General features: G+C 68.3%; 16 protein-coding genes. 11 read left to right on the forward strand and 5 right to left on the reverse strand.

Annotated features, from left to right (window positions below):
* Positions 1-474: 474 nt before the first annotated feature.
* The 6 genes from ABZ027_RS03595 (at position 475) to ABZ027_RS03620 (ending at position 5,820) form a co-directional block, all read left to right on the forward strand.
* Positions 475-987: a Pycsar system effector family protein gene (locus tag ABZ027_RS03595; protein WP_356763975.1), complete on the forward strand. Its 513-nt coding sequence runs from the start codon at positions 475-477 to the stop codon at positions 985-987.
* A gap of 36 nt (positions 988-1,023) precedes the next feature.
* A complete protein-coding gene (locus tag ABZ027_RS03600) occupies positions 1,024-1,683 on the forward strand; it encodes a Crp/Fnr family transcriptional regulator (RefSeq protein ID WP_356763977.1) in 660 nt (219 codons plus the stop codon).
* A 102-nt stretch (positions 1,684-1,785) separates the two neighbouring features.
* Positions 1,786-2,619: a hypothetical protein gene (locus ABZ027_RS03605; RefSeq protein ID WP_356763979.1), complete on the forward strand. Its 834-nt coding sequence runs from the start codon at positions 1,786-1,788 to the stop codon at positions 2,617-2,619.
* Between the two features lie 140 nt (positions 2,620-2,759).
* Positions 2,760-4,646: a hypothetical protein gene (locus ABZ027_RS03610; RefSeq protein ID WP_356763981.1), complete on the forward strand. Its 1,887-nt coding sequence runs from the start codon at positions 2,760-2,762 to the stop codon at positions 4,644-4,646.
* On the forward strand, positions 4,643-5,413 hold the full coding sequence (locus ABZ027_RS03615; protein WP_356763983.1) for a hypothetical protein: 771 nt from the start codon (positions 4,643-4,645) through the stop codon (positions 5,411-5,413). The genes ABZ027_RS03610 and ABZ027_RS03615 overlap by 4 nt, the downstream gene beginning before the upstream one ends.
* Complete coding sequence (locus tag ABZ027_RS03620; RefSeq protein WP_356763985.1) at positions 5,410-5,820, forward strand: hypothetical protein; 411 nt, start codon at positions 5,410-5,412, stop codon at positions 5,818-5,820. Before ABZ027_RS03615 ends, ABZ027_RS03620 begins: the two co-directional genes overlap by 4 nt.
* Positions 5,821-5,964: 144 nt before the next feature.
* On the opposite strand, the gene ABZ027_RS03625 is transcribed toward ABZ027_RS03620, so the two are convergent.
* The 4 genes from ABZ027_RS03625 to ABZ027_RS03640 all read right to left on the reverse strand — a co-directional run bounded on the left by ABZ027_RS03625 (position 5,965) and on the right by ABZ027_RS03640 (position 11,418).
* A complete protein-coding gene (locus tag ABZ027_RS03625; RefSeq protein WP_356763987.1) occupies positions 5,965-6,567 on the reverse strand; it encodes a hypothetical protein in 603 nt (200 codons plus the stop codon).
* Entirely contained in the window at positions 6,564-6,836 is a 273-nt protein-coding gene (locus ABZ027_RS03630) for a hypothetical protein (RefSeq protein WP_356763989.1), read from the reverse strand. Before ABZ027_RS03630 ends, ABZ027_RS03625 begins: the two co-directional genes overlap by 4 nt.
* A 696-nt stretch (positions 6,837-7,532) precedes the next feature.
* The gene (locus ABZ027_RS03635) at positions 7,533-8,846 is read right to left on the reverse strand and encodes a pentapeptide repeat-containing protein (protein WP_356763991.1); all 1,314 of its coding nucleotides are present in this window, start codon (positions 8,844-8,846) and stop codon (positions 7,533-7,535) included.
* A gap of 256 nt (positions 8,847-9,102) precedes the next feature.
* Complete coding sequence (locus ABZ027_RS03640) at positions 9,103-11,418, reverse strand: Helicase associated domain protein (protein ID WP_356763993.1); 2,316 nt, start codon at positions 11,416-11,418, stop codon at positions 9,103-9,105.
* 243 nt (positions 11,419-11,661) lie between these two features.
* Here ABZ027_RS03640 and ABZ027_RS03645 point away from each other — a divergent pair, with 243 nt between their 5' ends.
* From ABZ027_RS03645 to ABZ027_RS03665, 5 genes are all read left to right on the forward strand, one after another.
* On the forward strand, positions 11,662-12,672 hold the full coding sequence (locus ABZ027_RS03645) for a TniQ family protein (RefSeq protein ID WP_356763995.1): 1,011 nt from the start codon (positions 11,662-11,664) through the stop codon (positions 12,670-12,672).
* Positions 12,673-12,863: 191 nt separating this feature from the next.
* Positions 12,864-13,577: a TnsA-like heteromeric transposase endonuclease subunit gene (locus tag ABZ027_RS03650; protein WP_356763996.1), complete on the forward strand. Its 714-nt coding sequence runs from the start codon at positions 12,864-12,866 to the stop codon at positions 13,575-13,577.
* Complete coding sequence (locus ABZ027_RS03655) at positions 13,574-15,799, forward strand: transposase (protein WP_356763998.1); 2,226 nt, start codon at positions 13,574-13,576, stop codon at positions 15,797-15,799. Before ABZ027_RS03650 ends, ABZ027_RS03655 begins: the two co-directional genes overlap by 4 nt.
* Before the next feature lie 35 nt (positions 15,800-15,834).
* Complete coding sequence (locus ABZ027_RS03660; RefSeq protein WP_356764000.1) at positions 15,835-16,971, forward strand: ATP-binding protein; 1,137 nt, start codon at positions 15,835-15,837, stop codon at positions 16,969-16,971.
* 110 nt (positions 16,972-17,081) lie between these two features.
* Positions 17,082-17,516: a hypothetical protein gene (locus ABZ027_RS03665; RefSeq protein WP_356764002.1), complete on the forward strand. Its 435-nt coding sequence runs from the start codon at positions 17,082-17,084 to the stop codon at positions 17,514-17,516.
* Between the two features lie 531 nt (positions 17,517-18,047).
* On the opposite strand, the gene ABZ027_RS03670 is transcribed toward ABZ027_RS03665, so the two are convergent.
* The gene (locus ABZ027_RS03670) at positions 18,048-19,220 is read right to left on the reverse strand and encodes a hypothetical protein (RefSeq protein WP_356764004.1); all 1,173 of its coding nucleotides are present in this window, start codon (positions 19,218-19,220) and stop codon (positions 18,048-18,050) included.
* Positions 19,221-19,575 lie beyond the last annotated feature (355 nt).

Below are 19,575 nucleotides of genomic sequence, written 5' to 3' on the forward strand. Positions count from 1 at the left end.
GAGGCCCTGCCTTCATGCGCGTACCGCCGAAAGATCACCCGACCAGGAACTCTGTTCGATCCACACGCTCCAAGATCGGTTGAGATACGGCTTCTTAGACCAGAGCACGGTGAGCATTGGCGTGGGAAGGTGCGCCACCTCCCGAGCAGAATGCCCGCGGCCTCGGCATCACAACGCCGACGGATCCGGAGAGTCCACTCTGGGTCCGCGCACGTAGGCCATTGCAGTCAGCGGCGTGACTGAGGTGCCGCTGAAGCCGCCGCGTGGGAGCAGGGTCCGCCATACCGTCCTCTTCCCCGCCTCGGCGGAGCGTCTGCAGCGCATGCTGGGCCGTGAGCTGGCCGGGTGTTGGAAGTGATTCACGGCGCCTGGACGTTGCCCGTTGTTGGGCAGCGCCTGGCGCTGAGGCGGAGGACAGTCGAGGCACCGGTACGAGGGACAGATTCGGCTGCGACGCCAGGAAGAGGAGCTCACATGGAGAGCGGGACCAGCGATGTGACGGACGTCAACCCTCAGCAGCTCGCGCGGCTGCGAGCCATGAGCGCGGACATCACGGTGGAGTTGCAGCGGGCGGATACGAAGGCTGCTGCGCTGTGTGGGGCTGCCGGAGGGCTTTGGGCGGCAGGCGTGACGGCGTTGTCCGTTCTTGATGCTTCGCCCTTTCTCGGTCTGGCGCTGTTGGTGGCGTCATTGCTGCTGACCGCAGCCTTGGGGTCAGCGTTGCGGGCTCTCCGTCCGATGCTGCCTCATCGTGGTGCACAACATGGGCTGCTGGCAGCGGGACGCGGCGCGGACGCAGGGCAGCTGGTGGCATCGCTGGCCGGATTGGACGGCGAGGGCCAACGGCGCATGGAGGAGCGTCGGCTCGCGGTGATTGCTGTGTTGGCGCGGCGGAAGTTCAGGGCCGTTCGTCTCGCCGTGGATTTGGTGTCAATTGCGCTACTGGTGGCCGGAATTGGGCTGTTGATCACCTACGTGTCACGTTGAGATCATCCGCAGGGGAACGGGACGCTTGGGGGGACTGTGTATCAGCCGCATATCACTGTGATGGGCGAGCATTTATGGTCTGCACTGCGTGATCTGGCACCGAAGAGAGTGCGGCCGGCACGCAGTGTGCTGCTGCGTCAGGGGGATCCGGGGACGCATGTGATCCTGCTGGACTCTGGTTCCACTCTCATCACCCTGACGGGCACGGCCGGGGAACGGACGCTGCTGGCCGTACGCGGAGCGGGGGAACTGCTGGGCGAGTTGGCGGTGCTGGACTCCCAGCCGCGCACCGCGTCAGTGATCGCTGCAGAAACCTGCTGTGTGCACATCATCCCGGCCACGGAATTTCTTGCTTTCGTAGACGAACACGACCTGGTGACCGTTTTACTCAGGCATGCCATCACCCGCGTGCGGGAGGCGGAGACGGTACGCCTGGAGATGGCCACCGCGCCGGTGGCGGTGCGCCTGGCGTCCGCGCTGAGCCGGCTGCTGCAGGCCGCCTCCGCCGCAGGCAGTGGCTACATCGTGCGGCTGACGCAGACGGAGTTGTCGCAGATGATCGGCGCTTCCCGCAACGCCGTGGGGACGGCTCTGCGGCCCTGGCGCGAGCAGGAGTGGCTTGCGACGGAGGCTGCCGGCGGGCTGGTTGTGCGGGACATCGCCTCCATTCGTTCCCACGCCCTGTCCCAGGGGTGACCGACGGCACCGCCGGGCTGCCCACTGCTGGGCACCACCGCCGACGGGGCGCAGCCAGCATGAGTGCTCAACCCGCTGTCGTGAGCCGGAAAGGGCTGTGCCGTGAATTCTGTCTTTGTGCCCGACGCCGACGATGTTCCGCCGGAGCATGCGTTGCTGGTGGTCGATATGAAGAACTACAGCCAGATCCCCGAGGCGAAGATGGCTCCCACCCGGGCCGACCTCGACGACATCCTGTCCACGGTCTTCGTCCAGTGCGGGATCAGCGATGCCGCACTGCTCGACAGTGCAGTCAAGGACCGTGGCGACGGGGCCATCTTCGTCCTTCCCCCCCGGCACGCAGCCCGGCTGGTCGATCCTCTGCTCGGCCACCTCAGGCTGGCGCTGGAGCGCCGCGAGCAGACGCGGCTGGCCAGCTCACCCACCATCCGGCTGCGCACCAGCATCCATGTCGGCCCGCTCGCTCCGCCTACGCACCGCGGGGACGCCGCCAACGACGCCTGCAGGCTCGTCGACAGTGACGCCGTCCGCGCTGCCATGACCGCTGCCGTCGACAACGGGCTGTATCTCGCCGCGGTGGTCTCCGACCCGGTGTTCCGGCGCACGGTCCGCGCAGAGCGCACCAAGACGCTCACATCACGCCACCTTCGCCAGGCGACGGCCCGCGTCGAGGGCAAGGACGGATTCCAGGAGACGTGCTGGCTCCACGTTCCCGGGCTCCCCCCGTCCGTCCTCGACCCCTACCTCGACACCGACCCCGGCCAGACACTCCCCACCGGCGCGGAGGGGCCCGGCACGCCACCGGGCGATACCAGCGCCGCGGCCGTCAAGGACGACGCAACGGCGCCTGTGCGCCAGCGCGGCAAGGCCACCGGCAAGTCCCGGCTGATCCAGGTCGGCCGCGACTACAACACCGGCCCGGAGCAGCAGTCATGAGCGCCGCAGAAGAGCCCGCGACGGGACACCTGCAGAGCGCCGAAGCCAGCGGTCACGCGCGCGTGACACAGGTCGGCCGCGACTACTCCGAGCACCATCACCGCTATGTGCGGGGCTGGCAGTACCTGCGCGGTTCCCGCGTGGATGCGGCCGAGATGGAGTTGGCCGAACATGCCTTCGTCGATGCCGCAGGCCCCAGCGGCAACAAACAGGCGGCGCAGACCATCAGCGCCCTGGCCCGCCCTTTCCGGCGCAGTCCAGTGGTCGTGCTGCGGGGCGAGGCCGGCGTCGGACGACGCACGACTGCCCTGCATGTGCTGCGCGGTGCAGGGGTGCCGGCCGAGCGGATCCGCTGGCTGTCGCTGGACTGGGACCAGCCCCGCACCGAGCAGATCCCCACCACCAAAGGGCACGGCTTCATCCTGGATCTGACCCGCAGCCAGGAACTGGACGAGGACTTCTACACCGGGCTCGCCGATTACCAGAAGGCGGCTGAAGAGACCGAAGCATTCTTGATCATTCTGGCTGGCATCGGCAACTGGAACCCCGGGCCCATGGCCACGGTGCCGGTCGTCACCCTGGTCCGCCCGCCGGCAATGCAGATCGCCCAGGCCCACCTGCGCCGTCACACCGAGGACCGGGTCGACTGGCTGACGCGTCCGGAGCTGAAGACGCTGCTGGCCAACGGGGCTTCGGCAGCCGATGCCGCTCGTCTGGCCCGGCTCGTCACAGACGCCGACGATGACGGCCAGGAGGCGGTCCGGGAGGAGTTCACCGGCTGGAGCGACCACCTGACGCAGTGGTTCACTCAGCACAGCGCTCCTGAGGACGTATCCGAACGCGCGCTGCTGATCGCAGCTGCCCTGCTGGAGAACGTTCCCGCCGCTGTCGTACTGGAGGCCGCTGACCGGCTTTTCGCAGAGGTCGGCGGCGTGCTGCCGGCGGGCGGCGCGCTGGCCGGCCGCGACCTGCGGCAACGGCTGGACTCCGTCAAAGCCTCCGCGGTCGACGACGAGCGCATCTCGCTGGATGCCGACCGACACGGCCTGTCCGAGGCGGTCTTGAGGCATGTCTGGCAGGAGCGCCCGCAGCTGCGCAGCGTGCTGTTGACGTGGGCCTCGCAGATCAGCGCACCGCACGGTGCCGCCGTGCGGCACCTGCGGCGCATCGCCGACTGCCTGGTGCGGCTGTCCCTGCTGCCCGGAGGGTCGACCGTCCAGGGGGTGGTGAGCAACTGGATCGACACCGGAGGCACAGCGCACCGGCAACTGGCCGTAGAGGTGCTGGAGAAGATGGCGCTGCACCCGGACACCGGGGTAGGCACCCGCAAGCTGCTCTACTCATGGGCGCAGGCAAAGACCTCCAGCGAGGAGACGCTCACAGCCGTCGCGGAGATCTGTGCCGGCCGGCTCGGCCACGAGTATCCCCGGATCGCTCTGACCCGGCTGCGGGTGCTGGCCTCGCGGGCCGACGGCCTCGCCCGAAAGGCGGTCGCAGATGCGGTGCGGGCCCTAGTGGACGCGCCCGAACAGCGCTTGCTGATCCTGTCGGAGATCGTCAGCTGGGCCGAATCCGCCAACGACACCACGGCCGGGGCCGGAGCGACCACATTCTTGGCCCTGACCGACATCAGCAGTGAGAGTCTCTTTCCCCTGCCCACGCAGCAGGAACCCGCTGATCACGAAGGCGACGTCCGCACCGGTGACCTGTTCGTGCGCGGCTGGCGTGCCGCCCTGCGGGAGGCGACGACAACCGTGGCCGCTCATACGCAGCTCGCCGCCTGGCTGGACACGGCCAAGCTGTCGGACGAGCAGGTCCTGCCTGTAGTAGCCGCGGTTCTACGCGGCAATCTCCACCAGGCCGGTGCCGCCGAGCTCCTGGTGGGCACGCCCGACACCTCACTGCTGGGGCGTGCACGGCGTAAGAAGCTGCTCGACCAGTTGCTCACGGAACAGAGGTCTGCTCTGCCCGCCCCGCCTGCCCTCGAGCCCGTGCCCGGCAGTACCGACGACGTCACGCGGGCGTGAGTCTGCTGCCGTGGCGCCGCGCGGACACCCCGCCCTTCCCGGGCGGGGCTGACGCCGCCGCAGCCTATCCGCTCGCCGTGCACGGCGAGCGGATGGCCAGTACCCACACCGGCGCCCTGTTCTCGGTCCGTATCACCGGTGCCTGGCGTTGGACCCCCGCCAGCGCCCCAGCCCACCACGAACCTGCCGCCGTGGCGCGCAACCATCTGCGCCAGCAGACCGCAGCCGTTCTGCGAAAGCACTGCGTACTGAACCTGCCGGCCGCCGAAGACGCCACCACCACGGCCATCGGCACCTGGAGCTGCCCCATGGAGGGGCTTGCAGTCACCGGCACCGTACATCTCGACACCACAGCCCACGACTGTGCCCTAGCCCAAGAACACATCCGCCGCCGCCAGGCGGAAGACCTCGCCCACGAGACAGAACTGCACCGGCTCACCCATCTCCAGGCCCTCCTCGCCGACCGCGATCTGCGCCGGATGTGGTGGATCGCCCAGTTCCCCGACCGCTTCAGCGAATGCGACGCACTGGAAAAGGCGCTCCAGGACCTGCCGTCACCGCACGACGCCGAAGCAGAGGAAGACGGCATCCGCAGGGACATCCGGCGGTTTACCGACCAGCTCCTGACCGACCTGCACGCACCCCAGCAACGCGACCTCTTCCTCACCGCCCTCATCCAGACCCTGCGCGCCCTGGGCCACGACGAGCTCACCGCAGCCGCAGCCGCCTTCCAAAGCCGACCCGCACCCAGGAGCGAACCCACATGAACGTCCGCACCCGACGATGGCTCCTGGCACCCTGGCGGCAACTGCGCACCCGCCGGCTCATGCACCGGCACGGACATGCCCTGCCCTACGACACCGCCTGGGCACTGATCACCTTGCACGCCACACCAGACGAAGCCGCAGTCGTGCGTATCTGGGTCCATGAGAACTCAGGCGGGCCGCCCGGCATCCACTACGACAACTGGCAGGAGCTGAGCCACGACGAACAACAACGCCGGCGCACCTGGCTGCAGCGCCACGGCCGCTCCCCCATCCAACTCCTGGACCTCGAATCCAGCCTCGTCCTCAGCACAGGCCTCCACGTCCTCGACTGGAGCCTGCCACCCGAACGCAGCGCGCAGTGGACCCCGGCTTCCCAACCCCGATCCGACGACACACCACAGTCCTGACGCCGCGGCCCGGGCTGCTGGCGGTGAGCTCCTCGAGAGCCAGCCAGCAGCCACCCAGTCGCGGACTGCTGCGCCGTGATATGCCAGGGGCAGTTGGCCTGCCCTGCGTAGAGGTGGGTCGGCCCGGCCCTGGAGATCCTGGAGTCAGGTGTCTCGGCATGCAGCCGTGCCCGCCGGAAGGTCTGGTCGATCGAGCAGGCGAACCAGGTCGTCGTAGACGCCTTGCACGTCTCCCGTCTGCACAATGAGAGATGCCGTCAGGTCGATGGCCTGGTCGATGGTGCCCTGGGTGGTGCGCTTCGCCTCCTCAAGTCGCTCTAGTTCTCGGGCGATGTCCGGCCGGGCAGCGGCAAATGCGGCAGGCAGTCGCTGTAGTGCGTCGGCCAGGTCCCATCGTTGAGGCACCAAGTAAGCCCAGTCGCCTTCACGGTTGACGACGGTCGGTTCGGTGATGCGCGGGCCTGTGGTGTGTTCCACGTCCAGGTGGAGTCTGGAGCAGGCACCGTACAGGGCGGTCAGCTGCGGGTCGTGGTCTTCGAGGAGGATCTCGCCGAGCGTGTAGCCCCTCATCCGCAGGCCCACACGGGTGAGCATCGTGGCCGTTTCCAGACAGGCCCGTTCAGGGTCGTACTCGACAATGGCCTCGGTTGCGGAGTGGTGGAGCACGACGGGCTTGTCAGGCCACGCCGTGCCGCGGCGTACCCGGACGGGCACGAGGCTGAGCCGGCAGCGCGTGACGGTGGTCATTGCTTCCCTCCCATCTCTTCGAGGATCCGGCAGACGGTCCCAAGTCTCAGGATGGGATCTTGGTTCACGGCAACCGCGATGGTCCGGTCGTCCCGGGAGTCGTGGAGAGCCATAACGCAGTCGCCGATGTTGCCGACGAGCTGCGTGAAGTCCCATTCCTCGATCGTCAGACAATGCTTGGCGACCAATGCCTCGAGAGCCGCGGCAGCCCGCTCCTCAGAAACAGGCCCGCCGGAGAATGGTTCGGCAGGAGCGACGGGGAGCCTCACGCGATCGCCTCCGCTCCCCCACCCAGGCGGTGGCAGTGCGCTGCAGGGACGCCCGCGAGCAGCAGGGAGAGCACCGCTCGTCGGCATAGTGCAGGGCCGGATCAGCGGGCACTTCATGTGTCTTCTCCTCATGGGTTGGGGACCAAGAAGCAGGCCGCCAGCCAAAGACGGCTGTACCGCATCGTCCGCCGATATGGCGTCCAGGCCCACGGCCGCGCTCGGGCTCCCAGAGGAACATGAAATGCGCAGCAGCCTCAGCGAGGTGGCGAACTCGCCTCAGACATGGAGGAGTTGCTGGTAATCTGCGTCCGCTTTCGCCGGTCGACGCCGGGAGACTCCGCGGTGCTCTGCCGCCGTGCCCGTGCCTGCGGCGCCCAGGAGGCACAGGACGTCGTCTAACTCGCCTTATGGTGCTGCTCTGTCTGGTGCCGGGCTCAGCGGTCTACGTCTGGCGCCGGTCCGTGCGGTTGCTTCATCTTCCCGAAGGGGGGACGTGCACGCCAGGCGTGGAGCTGTTGGTGAATGGGGCTGCTCACGCCTTGAACACGGTGTCGCCGCCGACGTCCATGGTGAGGAGCACTGTGCCGTTGGGACGCACCAGTTCGGCTTCGGCGGTGTCCAGGTCGACGGTCGCACTGGAATACCAGCTGCCGAACTGCTTGATAGCCGGGCTGCCTACGCGAGCACCGAGGCCTCTTACGCGGGGTTCCGCTTGGCTCCTGGGGCCTCACATTCATCAATCCGCTTTTTGACCTGCGGGTGGTCGGCCAGCTGCTCGGGAAGTTCCGTATCACGGGTGATGTGTGCCTTGATGAGCTGGCGGACGCTCAGCCCTCTGGCGGTCCTCAGGTTGGCAGCAGTGAGGTCAGCGTGTGCGAGGTCGGCGTGTGTCAGGTCGGCTGCGCCGAGTTCGGCCCCGGTAAGGTCTGCTGCCTGGAGTTTCACGCCGACAAGGTCAGCGCTGTTCAAGTCCGCTCCCTCCAGGACCGCCCCGCTCAAATCGGCATGCTCGAGTCTTGCATGACGCAAGACTGCCTTCCTCAGGTGTGCGCGCGTCAGAGTCGCAGAGGACAACTCTGCATGGCTGAAGTCAACGTGGGAGAGGTCGGCCCCCACCAGAATGGCTCTCGTCAGGATTGCGTTCGTGAACTTTGTGCCCACGACGTTGACTGCGGTGAAGTTGGCATCCGGGGCGATCGCGTAGGAGAGATCGCCTTCCTCGAGCGTGGCACCGGTCAGCGTCGCCGATGCGAGAGATGCACCGGTCAGGACGACGCCTTGCAGTCGGGCACCCGTGAGTTCGGCGCCGCGCAGATCCGCGTCCTGGAGGTCTATGTCGTGGACGGTGGCTCCGGTGAGGCGGGCATCGCGCAGGTCTATCGCGAGTTGGCCCTGTCGCGGCGGCTGGCGTCCAAGAACTGTCAAGGCGGCAGTGACGTCAGAGGTGAGAAACGTGCGGGGTCTTTGCGCCGAGTCCTCATCCGCGTCGTCTCTTGTCCCGTGGTGCGGCCTGTTGGTGTCCAGTGCTGGGGTGCGCACGAATGCCGACAGGACCTCGATGACCGTCCGATGGTCCTTCTCGCTGTCGTTCATGATGCGTTCGAGGCTGTAGATACCGCCGAGCCGTTCGTGAAGATTGCCGGATCCGAGCAATTTGATCGCTTCGACGTATCGCTCGGTGACTTGTCCCTCCCGTGTCAGCTCTGCCTGCTCACGGTCCTTCTCACGCAGGTGGGTGAACTGCTCCTGGCTGTGTTCGTACAGCTTCTCGGCATGCCGATGGTTACGGTGGGTGTAGTAGAGGCCGAGGCCGGCGATCGCCCCTGCGCCGACTGCGACAAGCATGGTCCGGAAGCCGGTGATGACCACACCGTCGGCTGGCTGGAGGTTCTTCTCGCGAAGGTGGGCGCCATCGATCCACCACGGTCCGCGCCACAGGAGCAGGACGTACCCGATGGCTGCGGCCGTGCTCGCTGCGGCGAGAACGAGGCGTCTGGTCTGCGGCTTCATGCTGTGCATGATGGACCGAACTCGCTGCAGCGCGCGTATGAACAGGGCATCCCTGAGGTGAAGTTGAGCCTTGAGACGGCAAGCACAGTGAGGCGGATCAGTCCGATGGGGTCCGGTGAAATCATCTACCAAGCTGGAAGGCGCTGTGCGCTCCCGTGGTGCGGGCGTGGTTCCGCCGGAGCCCGGCGCGGCGAAACACGCGGGTCGCTCTGGTCTGCAGGGCCGGCGCCGGGGCCGTCCTTCGGCCTCGGCTGGTCTATGCCGTTGTGCGGGACCAGCGCATGTCCAGAGCCTCGAGTGCGTCGAGTTGTTCGCGGCTCAGGCGGTAGGGCCGCAGCCGTTTGTCGGAGATCCACTCCCCCAGGCGGAAGGACCTGCCGCGGTCCCAGACGACATGGTTGTAGGGAATGTTGAGGTGTTGATGGGTTCGCCAGAAATCGTGGGCGTAGCGCAGGCCGTGGACGAAAGCGCGTTCGCTCTGGCTGCGGGGCGGGCGTAGCAGCAGGGCGAGGGGATGCTCTAGTGGCAGCGCGCCGAGGAGGTTGTGCTGGTCATGGCTGAGGGTTGGCAGGGTCCACAGTTGCTCATCGAGCCAGGACTCCAGTGGTGAGTCGTCCTGGTCGGGGGCGAGGTCGGGGAAGGTGAGTTCGCCGCGGCGGGCGGCTGCCAGGGCGCGCGCATAACTGCGCCTCCATTCTCCGCGTTTGTCCCACCCGGCGTTCCACCATGGGTTGATGTCGGTGAGGGCGCGCTGGTAGCAGTAGGGCAGTTGTCCACGCAGGGCTTTCTTACGGCAGGTACTGAGCCAGTGGCCGATGTCGATTCCGCCGTAGCGTTCCCTGCTGAGGGGTGCGAGGTGGCCGTGCTGAGCGTGGTAAGCGCGGACGATGTTCAGTCGGTGCTCGATGCTGGTGCGAGGGTGGTCCCAGATCATGTCTAGTGCGTCGAGGGCCTCGATGCGTTCGGGTTTGAGGCTGTGGTTCATGCGCAGGGATCGCTGGTTGCCCAGCCACCAGCCGAGGTAGAAACGGTCGGGGCCGCAGTAGGTGCTGGGGACCTTGAGGTGGCCGTGTTGTTCGCGATAGTGCCGTGCGCGCTCGAGGCCGAGTTCCCAGATGCTGTTGTGAGGGTCTTCAGCGTAGGGCCGGATCAGGGGGATGAGTTCGTCGGCGCGTTCGGGGCGGGCGGCGGGGTGCAGGGGGTTGCTGATGGAGTGGCGTAGTTGGAAGACACGGTGGAAGACGTGCTCGTCGTAGAGCGAAAGGGCGAACAGAACCTGGTAGAGGATGTGGAAGGGGGTGCCTTTGGCGGCATCGGCGAGGTCTTGGCCGGGGGCCTTGTAGATGGGGACGATGATGTGGGCGACCTTGGCCTGGCCGGGCAGCGGGCGCAGGGCGCGGCCGACGGCCTGGACGATCTGGTAGGTGCTGGTCTTGGGATTGGTGAACAGCACGGCGTCGATGGCGGGGACGTCGACGCCTTCGGCGAAGATCATGCAGTTGGTCAGGACGGCCCGCAGCGGCTTCTTGTCGCTGGACGTCAGGGATGCCTCTTTGAAGGCGCTGACCTGGGTGAGCCGTTCGTAGCGGCTCTGGTTGCAGTTGACGGTGCCGACCTGGAGCCGGCTCTGCATCCGTTTGGGCATCAGGGCGGCAGTTTCCGGGAGAGTTTCGGCGAAGATCTCGGCGACGGCGATGCGGGGGCAGAAGACCAGGACGCGTCGTAGGTCGTGTTTGTGCATGGCGCGGTGCAGGGCGACCTGAGCGGCCGCCACACGCAGGCCTTCGGAGTCGGCGGCGAGCATGGGGTTGCGGTTGAGGATGGTGCGCAGGTCGGCGTCGTCCACGTCGACGGCGACGATGCGGTAGTCGGCGAGCAGCCCCCGGTCGATGGCGTCGGCCAGGGAGAGGCGGAAGACGGGGGGCCCATAGAGGTTGAAGTCGTCCATCGAGGCGACCTCGATGTCTACGGGGAGGTCTTGGCCCGGGGTGGGCCGGAAGTTGCGGGGGGTTGCGGTGGTGAAGAGGCGGTGGTGGGCGAAGATCCGGTGGGCATCCAGCAGTTGGGCCCAGGGCTTGTGGAGGTTGCCTGCCGTGCGGTGGGCCTCGTCGCAGACGAGTACGTCCCAGGGCGGCATGTGGAACAGCCGATGGGCATCGGCAACCTTACCCAGCGAGTGATAGGTCGCGAAGACGTTGACCGGGCCGTCGGCCTGGGAGACCTCGGCGGCCAGTGTCGCTGCGTCGGTGACCGCGGTCAGGATGCCGCGCAGGGCCGGGTTCCTGGGCAGGTGCCGGTCACCGCTCAGTGCCAGGTAGCGGCCGGGGCGGCCTTCCTTGTGCCACTCCCCTGCGGTCTGCTCGAGGAGGTCCAGGGTGGGCACGACGACGATAGACGTGCCCGCGGGCGCCATGCGGTTGACGATGTGCAGGGCGATGAAGGTCTTGCCGCTGCCAGGGGGCGCGTCGATGCGGCAGCGGGGTGCGCCGAGGAGGAATTCGGTGACGCCGTTGTCGACGGCCTGCTGCTGGTAGGGGCGAAGTGCGGTGCGGAGCTGAGGCAGTTGGGCCATAACGGTGCTCCTTTCGGGTTCCTTTTTGGGGGGAGCCAGGACCTGTTTCGAGGGTGGAAGGACGGCGTGACGGTCGGTGACGGCTAGACGCTGCTGCTTCACTCGAACGGGTGAGGGGGGCTTGCGCTCATGCACACCCGGGGGCTGGGATACGGAAGTTTCGTCGCGGGCTGCGTCCGGCCGTGCTGCGGGTATGCGGCCGGGCCGAAAATGCGCCGGTGGCCTGGCGGGTGGGAGAAGGGGATGGCAGACAGAACGGGCATGTGGGGGCCGCAGCGGCGGCTGAAGGGGGTCGTGCCGTTTCTGGCCGGCGAGTCGACCGGGTCGTTCGCCAATCGTCTGGCGCATGCGCACGGCCTGGAGCTGGGGGCGTTCCTGGACCGGGTGGGTGCGGGCCGGCAGCCGGTCAATCCCCGGCTGCCGGCGCTGGCGGAGCTGGATGTCAACCGGGCGGCGCTGGACAACCTGGCGGTGCTGTCCGGGAGGACGCCGCATCAGTTGCAGCTGGCCCTGACCAATCTCCAGGGCCGTTTTCTGATGTCGGGTGATGATGCGGCCCGCTGGCAGTGGCCGTTCAAGGTCCGGGAGGGGCACGTGGTGCGCTGCTGCGATCTGTGTGCGCGAGCCCGGGGCGTGGATGAGGCGGCGTGGCTGTTGTGGCCGGATCAGTGGCGGGTGTGCCTGCGCCATCGGCGGTTCACCGACGATCACCGTGGCCAGGGTCCCTGCGTGGTACGGCTGGACGGGCTGGAGGAGGTGGTGCGTGCGCACAGCGAGCGGCTGCGGCTGGAGCGCCGTTTCGGCGCGGCGGGAGCGGAGCTGTTCGCCGACGGCTTCCAGGTCGTGGCGCGCTGGTGGGCCCGTATGCCCACCGCGTGGTGCTGGACTCAGCGGGCCTGGCGGGTGGGGCTGGAGGCGCAGGAGCTGCGCACCGCCCCGGTGGTGATCTATCCGGAGGCCATCCAGTTGGCGCGGGAGATGCTGCGCTTTGAGCAGTGCGCTGAGCGCACGCGTGCAGTACGGGCGGTATGGGTGGAGGAGGTTCAGCAGCTGATGGCCGGGTGGGGGCTGGAGGATGTGGACGGTTGGGGCGAGCTGGTGCAGTGGCTGGATCATCACGCTCAGCCCGCCGTTGTGCCGTTCTCCGACGGTGCTGGTGGTGTCCGTCGGCGGCGTCGGCGGGTGCTGGCCGTGGGGCACGGTCAACTCGCCGAGCCGTCCGGTTCGTTGGGGGATCGCTCCTGCTTGGTGTGACAACTGATTCTTGTGAAGGGCGAGTTGATCCGAAGCGGAAGCCGGAGGGTTCGTCAAGCAGGTGTCACTCGTTCGAGTGACACCTGCTTCGCTGTGCTGTCAGTCGCCGACGCCAGACGGCCAGGCTGGCGCCACGGCTCGGTGCGGGGCGACAAACTTCGGCCGGGAGGTGCGCGGGCAGGAGGCGGCGGGTGCGTGAGGTGAAGGCGTGGCATCTCGACGAGGACGGCCGCTTGGTGTGCGTCGCGCCGCAGGCGCTGTGGGGAGTGGCGCTGGAGGAACGCCAGCCGCCCTCGGATCCGGTCGCCTATCACGGCCGGCAGGGCAAGCTCAGCCACTGGTGGTCGGCGACGACGGGCACGCTGGTGGTGTGCGGGTCCAAGCGGCGCACGTATGTGGCCACCGAGTTGGACTTCGATCCCGCGATCCGCGGGTTCGCCGGGGAGCCGGTCGAGCTGCACTGGGAGCAGGGTCGCGTCCGGCACCGGTGGCGGCCGGACTTCATCGCCCTGACGCGCGAGGGGACGCGGCAGGCCGTGGTGCTCGCACCGCACCGGATGGGGCCGCAGTGGCACGAGCGCCTGGCCGCGCTGCGCGAGGTCGCCGTTCAGGCCGACTGGAGCGTGTGCGTGCGAGTGGTGCCGCATGGGGTGCGGCGGGAGAACCTGCTGCTGGTGGCGGACTACCGGCAGCCGGCCGTGTGCGAGGACGCGCATGAGCGGGCCCTGCTGGCTGCGTTTCGGCGGCCGCGGCCACTGGCGGAGGGCGTCACCGCCAGCGGCGTGCCTGACTTCCTCGGCTTCGACCATGTGTACCAGCTGATCTGGCGTCGCCGCCTGGACATCGACTGGGGCCAGCCGCTGCTGCCCTTCTCTCCGGTCTGGGCGACGGGGAGGCGGCGATGACGGGCACGGTGTCGGGCTGGTTCGAGACCGACCGGGTCCGCCTGGGGGATCTGGTGCGCTGGCGCGGTGGCGTGTGGGAGGTCACTGCTTTTCAGGGGCGGCAGATCAGCCTGCTGCCGTTGTCGGGCGACCAGGCGCCGGTGGACACCCTGTGGCGGGAGGTGGAAAGCGCCCCGGACTTCACCGTCCTCGATGAGAACGGGCAGAACGCGGTCCGCAGGCGGCTGCCTGAGCTGGGCGAGCTGCTGGAAGCCGCCACCCCCGCCGAGCGGGAGAAGGCCCTGTGGTGGCACGAGCATATGAAGGAACTCCACACCGGGCTGCGGCCCGGCTGCACGACGGCACGTCCCGGCTACGACCCGGACACCACCACGTTCAAGCAGCGCTGTCAGACCAAGTCGGCTGAACTCGCCGCCGCGGGCATCGAGTTCAGCTGGCGGGCGCTGGACGACCGGCGACGCGCCTGGAAGGACGCCGACGAGAATCCGCTGGTGCTGCTGCACGACGGCCGCAAGACCCGCACCCCCGACCCGGGCGGCCGCACCGACAAGCGGGTCATCGCGCTGATGCACGAGGTCACCGCCCGCCACGCCCGCGAGTCCGGCGGCCGGGTCAACCGCGTGTACGAGGACGTGGAAACCCTCGTCCGTGAGCGTTACAGCCGGGAGCTGGAGGATCCGAGGGAGGCGGAGCGGCTGCTGCTGCCCCGCTCGACGTTCTACACCCGGATGCATGAGCTCGGGCTGACCGAGCAGCTCAAGAAGACCACGCGCCGGCGCTCACGCCAGGACAGCAAGCCGCAGCGCCCCTACACGCCGTCGGTGGCGCTGCGGCCGGGGCAGCTGGTGCAGATCGACACCTCTCCCCTGAAAATCAAGGTGATCGGGGACGACGGCCGGGCCATCTCGGCCGAGCTGACCGCCGCGATCGATGTCGCCTCCCGCTCCTGCATAGCCCTCATGATCGTTCCCGCGGTGACCGGGGAAGGCAAACCCGGCAAGCGCATCGGCGGCCGGGCCACCAAGACGTTCGATCTGGTGCTGCTGCTGGCGCAGTGCTTCGCCCCGCTGTCCATGCGGCCCGGCTGGGACCCGCTGACCGCAGCCCGCAACTCGGCCCTGCCCTACGGCCAGCTGTGTGCGGCCGACGCCCGCTTCGCCGAGGCCGTCGCGGCCCGCCCCGTCATCCACCCGCGGACCATCGTCATCGACCAGGGCAGCCCGTATCTGAGCGACCACTTCAAAATGGTGTGCAGCTTCCTGGGCATCAGCATCGAATACGCCCGCAAGGACACCCCCACCGACAAGCCGCTGGCCGAGGCCTTCTTCCACGGCTTCGCCGACACCTGCGCCCAGTACGTGAAGGGCTGGACGGGCCGCAGCTTCGAGCAGCGCGGCTACGGGATCGAACGCCAGCGCCTGTACAGCATCAACCAGATGCAGGCCATTGCCGAGGAATGGGTGGCGCTCGACTACCAGCAGCAGCCGCACGATGGGCTGCGCAGTCCTCTCTATCCGGGGATGGTGCTGTCCCCGAACCAGATGTACGACCTGCTGGTGGCGCGCTGCGGCTACCGGCCCCGGCAGCTGAGCGCCGAGGACAACCGCAAGCTGCTGGTGCCGGCCTGGGTCAAGGTCACCGACAAGGGCATCCAGATCGAGAACCGCACCTACCGCTCCCTCGAAGGGCCGCTGTGGGACCTGGAGGGCCTCGATTCCGGAATCGCGAGCAAGAACGGCCAGTGGGAGGCCCGTTACTACCCCTACTATCCCGACGTCGCCTGGCTGTACGACCACCGGCTGAGCGGCAGGTGGATCCCGGTGGAGTTCCTCTACCGGCACATGCTGGCCGACCTGCCGTGGACGCACTACGACTGGCAGGACGCCGCCGAGGAACGGGCGCTGGGCGGCGGCAGCCGCGCGGACGAGGTGGCCATCACCCTGGCTGTGAAGGAGCGCCACCGCCGCACCCGCCGCGGGCCGACCGCCCGGCAGGCGGCCGAGCCCCGCCTGCCGTTCCGCGGCGTGATCCACCTGGAGACCGGCGTTGCGTCCGGCTCCAGGGCGCCCGCCATGCCGCTGGACCCCGACACCGTTCCCGCCGCCCCCTCGCTGCCCGTGCCGGCCCGGGACGTCGACAACGGCCGCTACACCCTGCCCACGTGGGCCCCGGCTGACTCCGAGGACGACCCGCCGCCCGCCGGCACCGCTGCACCCGCATGAACCCGCACCACACTGCACCCGCTGAGGAGAGCTGTATGAAGACCACCGCACCTGCCTCATCTGATGCCCAGACCGAGATCGGGCGTCTGGTGCGCACCACGTCGCCCCTGCCCGCCTGGATCTTCTCCTGGGAAGGCTGGGACCGGTATGTGCGCACCGAGTTCAAGCCACCCGACCTGCTGGACTGCGCACCCGCGGACGTGGAGGTCGACGTAGACGACCCGCGGGTGGACTATCACCGCCATCTGCTGATGATCGACACTTCGTTCCTGAAGGACTGTCTGCTGCGGGCACGTGGCACCTTCGGCGTCAACGGCAACCGGTATGAGGGCCTGTTGGACATGGTGATCGACGGCCCGGCCGGCACCGGCAAGACGTACCTGCTGCGCCTCATCGGCCGGGAGTTCCAGCAGAGGGTGGAGAAGCACTTCAACGACCGGGCCCCCGTCGTGCACATCACCGTCCCGTACGCCCCGGAGAACGAACTCAACTGGATATGGGAGATCGCTTCCTTCCTTGCTCTGACACCCGAGCCCAAGAACGAGGCGGAAGCCCGTCAGCTGCGCCGCATCCCCGACCTGTCTCTGGCCGTGCACACTGTCATGCAGCGGAAGCAGACCCGCCTGCTGCTGGTCGACGACATCCAGCGGGTCTCCCCCGGCCAACTCATGCCGATCCTGCACTACTTCGACTACCTGCGCACCCGACTGGGCATCACCACAATCTTCTGCGGCACCGGCGCCACCGACATCGTCCACGCCGCCCGCAAAGGCTGCGACCGCCGCGACGACGCGCTGTGGACCGCCCACCAGCGGCTGCAGCCTGGGGCCACCGCCGCCGACCTGAAGGCGGCAGTGGCCAAGGAACAGAAGGTGCGCAGCCTGCTGCCGGTCACCTGGGTGGACCCGCTGCCCTGCAGCGGCGACCAGGGGCCTTTCCTGGCCGTGCTCAAGGGCTTCGAGAAGAACCTGCGCATGCGCAAGCTGAGCAAGGACGTTCTCACCCGGCACGCCCAGTATCTGCACGACCGGACCGGCGGCTACTTCCTCTACCTGTCCCAGCTCATCTGCGGCGCCGCCGTCGCCGCGATCCTCGATGGCACCGAGGACGTCACCCTCGAGCACCTTCAGGCCATCCGCATCGGCCGGGAAGAGATCCTGCCCAGTCGCTGACCATGCCCGCGAGCACCGGGCGCCACAGGCCGCAACCGCCCCCGCATCAGCACCGTTTTCACCCGCATCCCTCGCAAGGACAACCCCGACTGCTGGTGTATCGCGACTCCGTGGACCCCAGCCAGGACATCTCGGGGCATCTGCGCCGCATGGGTGTGGAGTCCAGGGTGGTGCACCGTGTGATCCCGGCCCGGAGCGGCGGCCGGCCGAGGCTGGCGCAGATCCTGCGCCGCCAGCTTCAGCTGGACGGAACGGTCACCGAGGAGCGGCCCTACCCGGGGCACCTGCCGGCGCAGTTGGCGCCGTGGCACGTCTATGTGCCGGATCTCGGACACCGCCTGATCGTGGAGATCCCTTCCCTTGAGCCCGGGCAGACCGCGGTTCCAACGCTCGGCGCCGGAAGGAGGGTCGGCAACCTCGCGTTCGCGCCGGTCAGGACGGTGCTGCGCCAGGGCTGGCAGTTCCACAACGGCTATGTGCAGTCCCCGCTGCACTACGATCCAGAACTCGGGCTCCTCACCGATCCCGACGATGACGAGTTCTGACCGCATGCGACACCCCACGGCACCCGTGACCGCTGTCTCGGGCAGCTACCGGGCCCCGGTCCTTTCCTCACAGACCAGCCCCGGCCTGCCGGAAGCGAGGGTGGTCTTGCCGACGGACATCACCAGGCACGGCGCTGTTGCGGATCGGCTTCGGGGACGACTACCTGCAGCGCCTGGTGATGTACGTGGCGTTCCTCCTGGATGCCCGGTTCGCGCTCACGTGGAGCTGGGCCCGGCCCCGCGGCAGCAGGCACTCCTGTGGCGCGGGCCGTCATGACGTTGCAGGAGTTCACTGATCTAGACCGGGAGACTGCCCAGGCGTGGTTCCCGTTGCGGAAGGAAGCCCGCAGGTAGCAGCGGACCGTGAACGCGCTGCTGGGTGAGCTGTCCGGATCGGCATGACCGAGGACAGGGCTCCGACACCCGGCGGGAAGGCGGCCCGGCGTCCAACGGGTTTTGGGCCAGCACCCATTGGACGCCTCGGCGTCGGGCACCCCTACCGGTTACCGGGCAGGCTTGGGTGCCGGTGTGTCACGCCGGGTTCAGCAGCACCTCTTCCAGATCTTGCCAGCTGGGCGGCGGCTCGGCTGCGGAACACACGACGGTCAGCAGACGTCCGTCGAGGCAGGCGTCGAAGCGGCCCTCGGCCCGTGCGAGGCGCTCTCGGACGCCGGTCTGGGGTGGGGGCTGTTTGGCCAGGACAGCCAGCAGCACCTCGTGCTGGGCAGGTCCCAGCGCGTCGGCGGATACCCAGGTGCCGCGGACGGGATTGCCGACGAATTCCGCATCGAGTTCGGGGGCGGTGTCGTACAGCCGCTGCACCAGGCGACCGGTCCGTGAGAGCGGGTCGGCCGGGGGCTGTGTGCCGGCAGCGGCGGGCACCGGCAACATGGTCCGCAGCGTGTCCGTGGCGGACGGCGGGATGAGCGGCGGTTCAGGTTCATCGGTCGGCATCTGCCCGAAGGGGTCCTCTGGTGGTCTGCGCCGTCGCTCGTGCACGGGAAAGCGCCACTGGTGGCCCTCGCTCTGCCGCTTCCAGCGGACGTCGAGTGCAGCCTCCCAGCGTTTGTCCTGGGGGAGGAAGATGTCCACGGCGACACCGGAGCGGCCGATCCAGACCCAACTCATGAAGTAGTCGTGGTCCTGGTGGGCGGCGGACCAGCGGGCCAGGTCCTGCAGCCGGTTCTTCTGCTCGGCAAGGGGCCGTTTCGGCAGGAGTGTCTTGGCGCGGCGGTGTCGGCCTCGGGCCTCTCCCGCAACCCGGCCGCCGGGCAGGTGGAACAGCAAATCGGGCCGGATCCCGTCGTTCTGATAGTCCGTCATGCTGCCGGGCAGTGCGTCGAAACTGTGCAGCGGATGCGCCGCGTTGTCCCAGGCGAAGAGCGCTTCGCCGGCCGCGGTCAGCATGCCCAGGCCTGAGCTTTCGGCGACGAAGCCGCGGATGTGCCGCGAACTCGCCGTGACCGCGCGGTGATCGACCCGAAGTGGGCCGCCGGCGCCGGCGGTATGGAGGTAGCTGGCAAGGAGACGGACCTCGAGCTGCTTGGTCCGGTAGTCGAGGACGCGGTTGTGGTCGCAGGCGAGCGCGTTGATGTGGATGAGCCGGGCCAGCCCGACCGGCAGCTCGCCCTGCCCGACCTCCGTGACGGTCACCACCGCCTCCTGCACCTGGAACTGCCACACCCGGGCTCGTACCGTGTTCACTTGCGCATTCCTCTCCTCGTCTGCGCCGCACCGCACGCCGTTCCCCGGACGTGACGTGGTGCGCAACTCCCCCGTGACGTCGGGGCCTTCACATCATGCCCGTCGGTCCCGGACCGTCCGGCGCGTGTCGGCACGCTCTCTGCGCAGGTCGGCTGCGCAGACGACTGACCGGCCCGCATCCCGGCCGGTCCTGCTGAGTCCCGTCTTGACCGGATCCCCGGGTGACGGCGGGGGCGGCTGCGCGGTTCCCGGTCTGCTCCATGGCCCTGTCGGCAGAGGGCAGTTGGCTGTGACGGAGCCCACCAGGAAGCCGAATCAGTCCCGGAATATTCCGTGTTAATGTTTTGAGGTCTGA

The sequence above is a fragment of the Streptomyces sp. NPDC006332 genome (assembly GCF_040612855.1).
Taxonomy (GTDB): domain Bacteria; phylum Actinomycetota; class Actinomycetes; order Streptomycetales; family Streptomycetaceae; genus Streptomyces.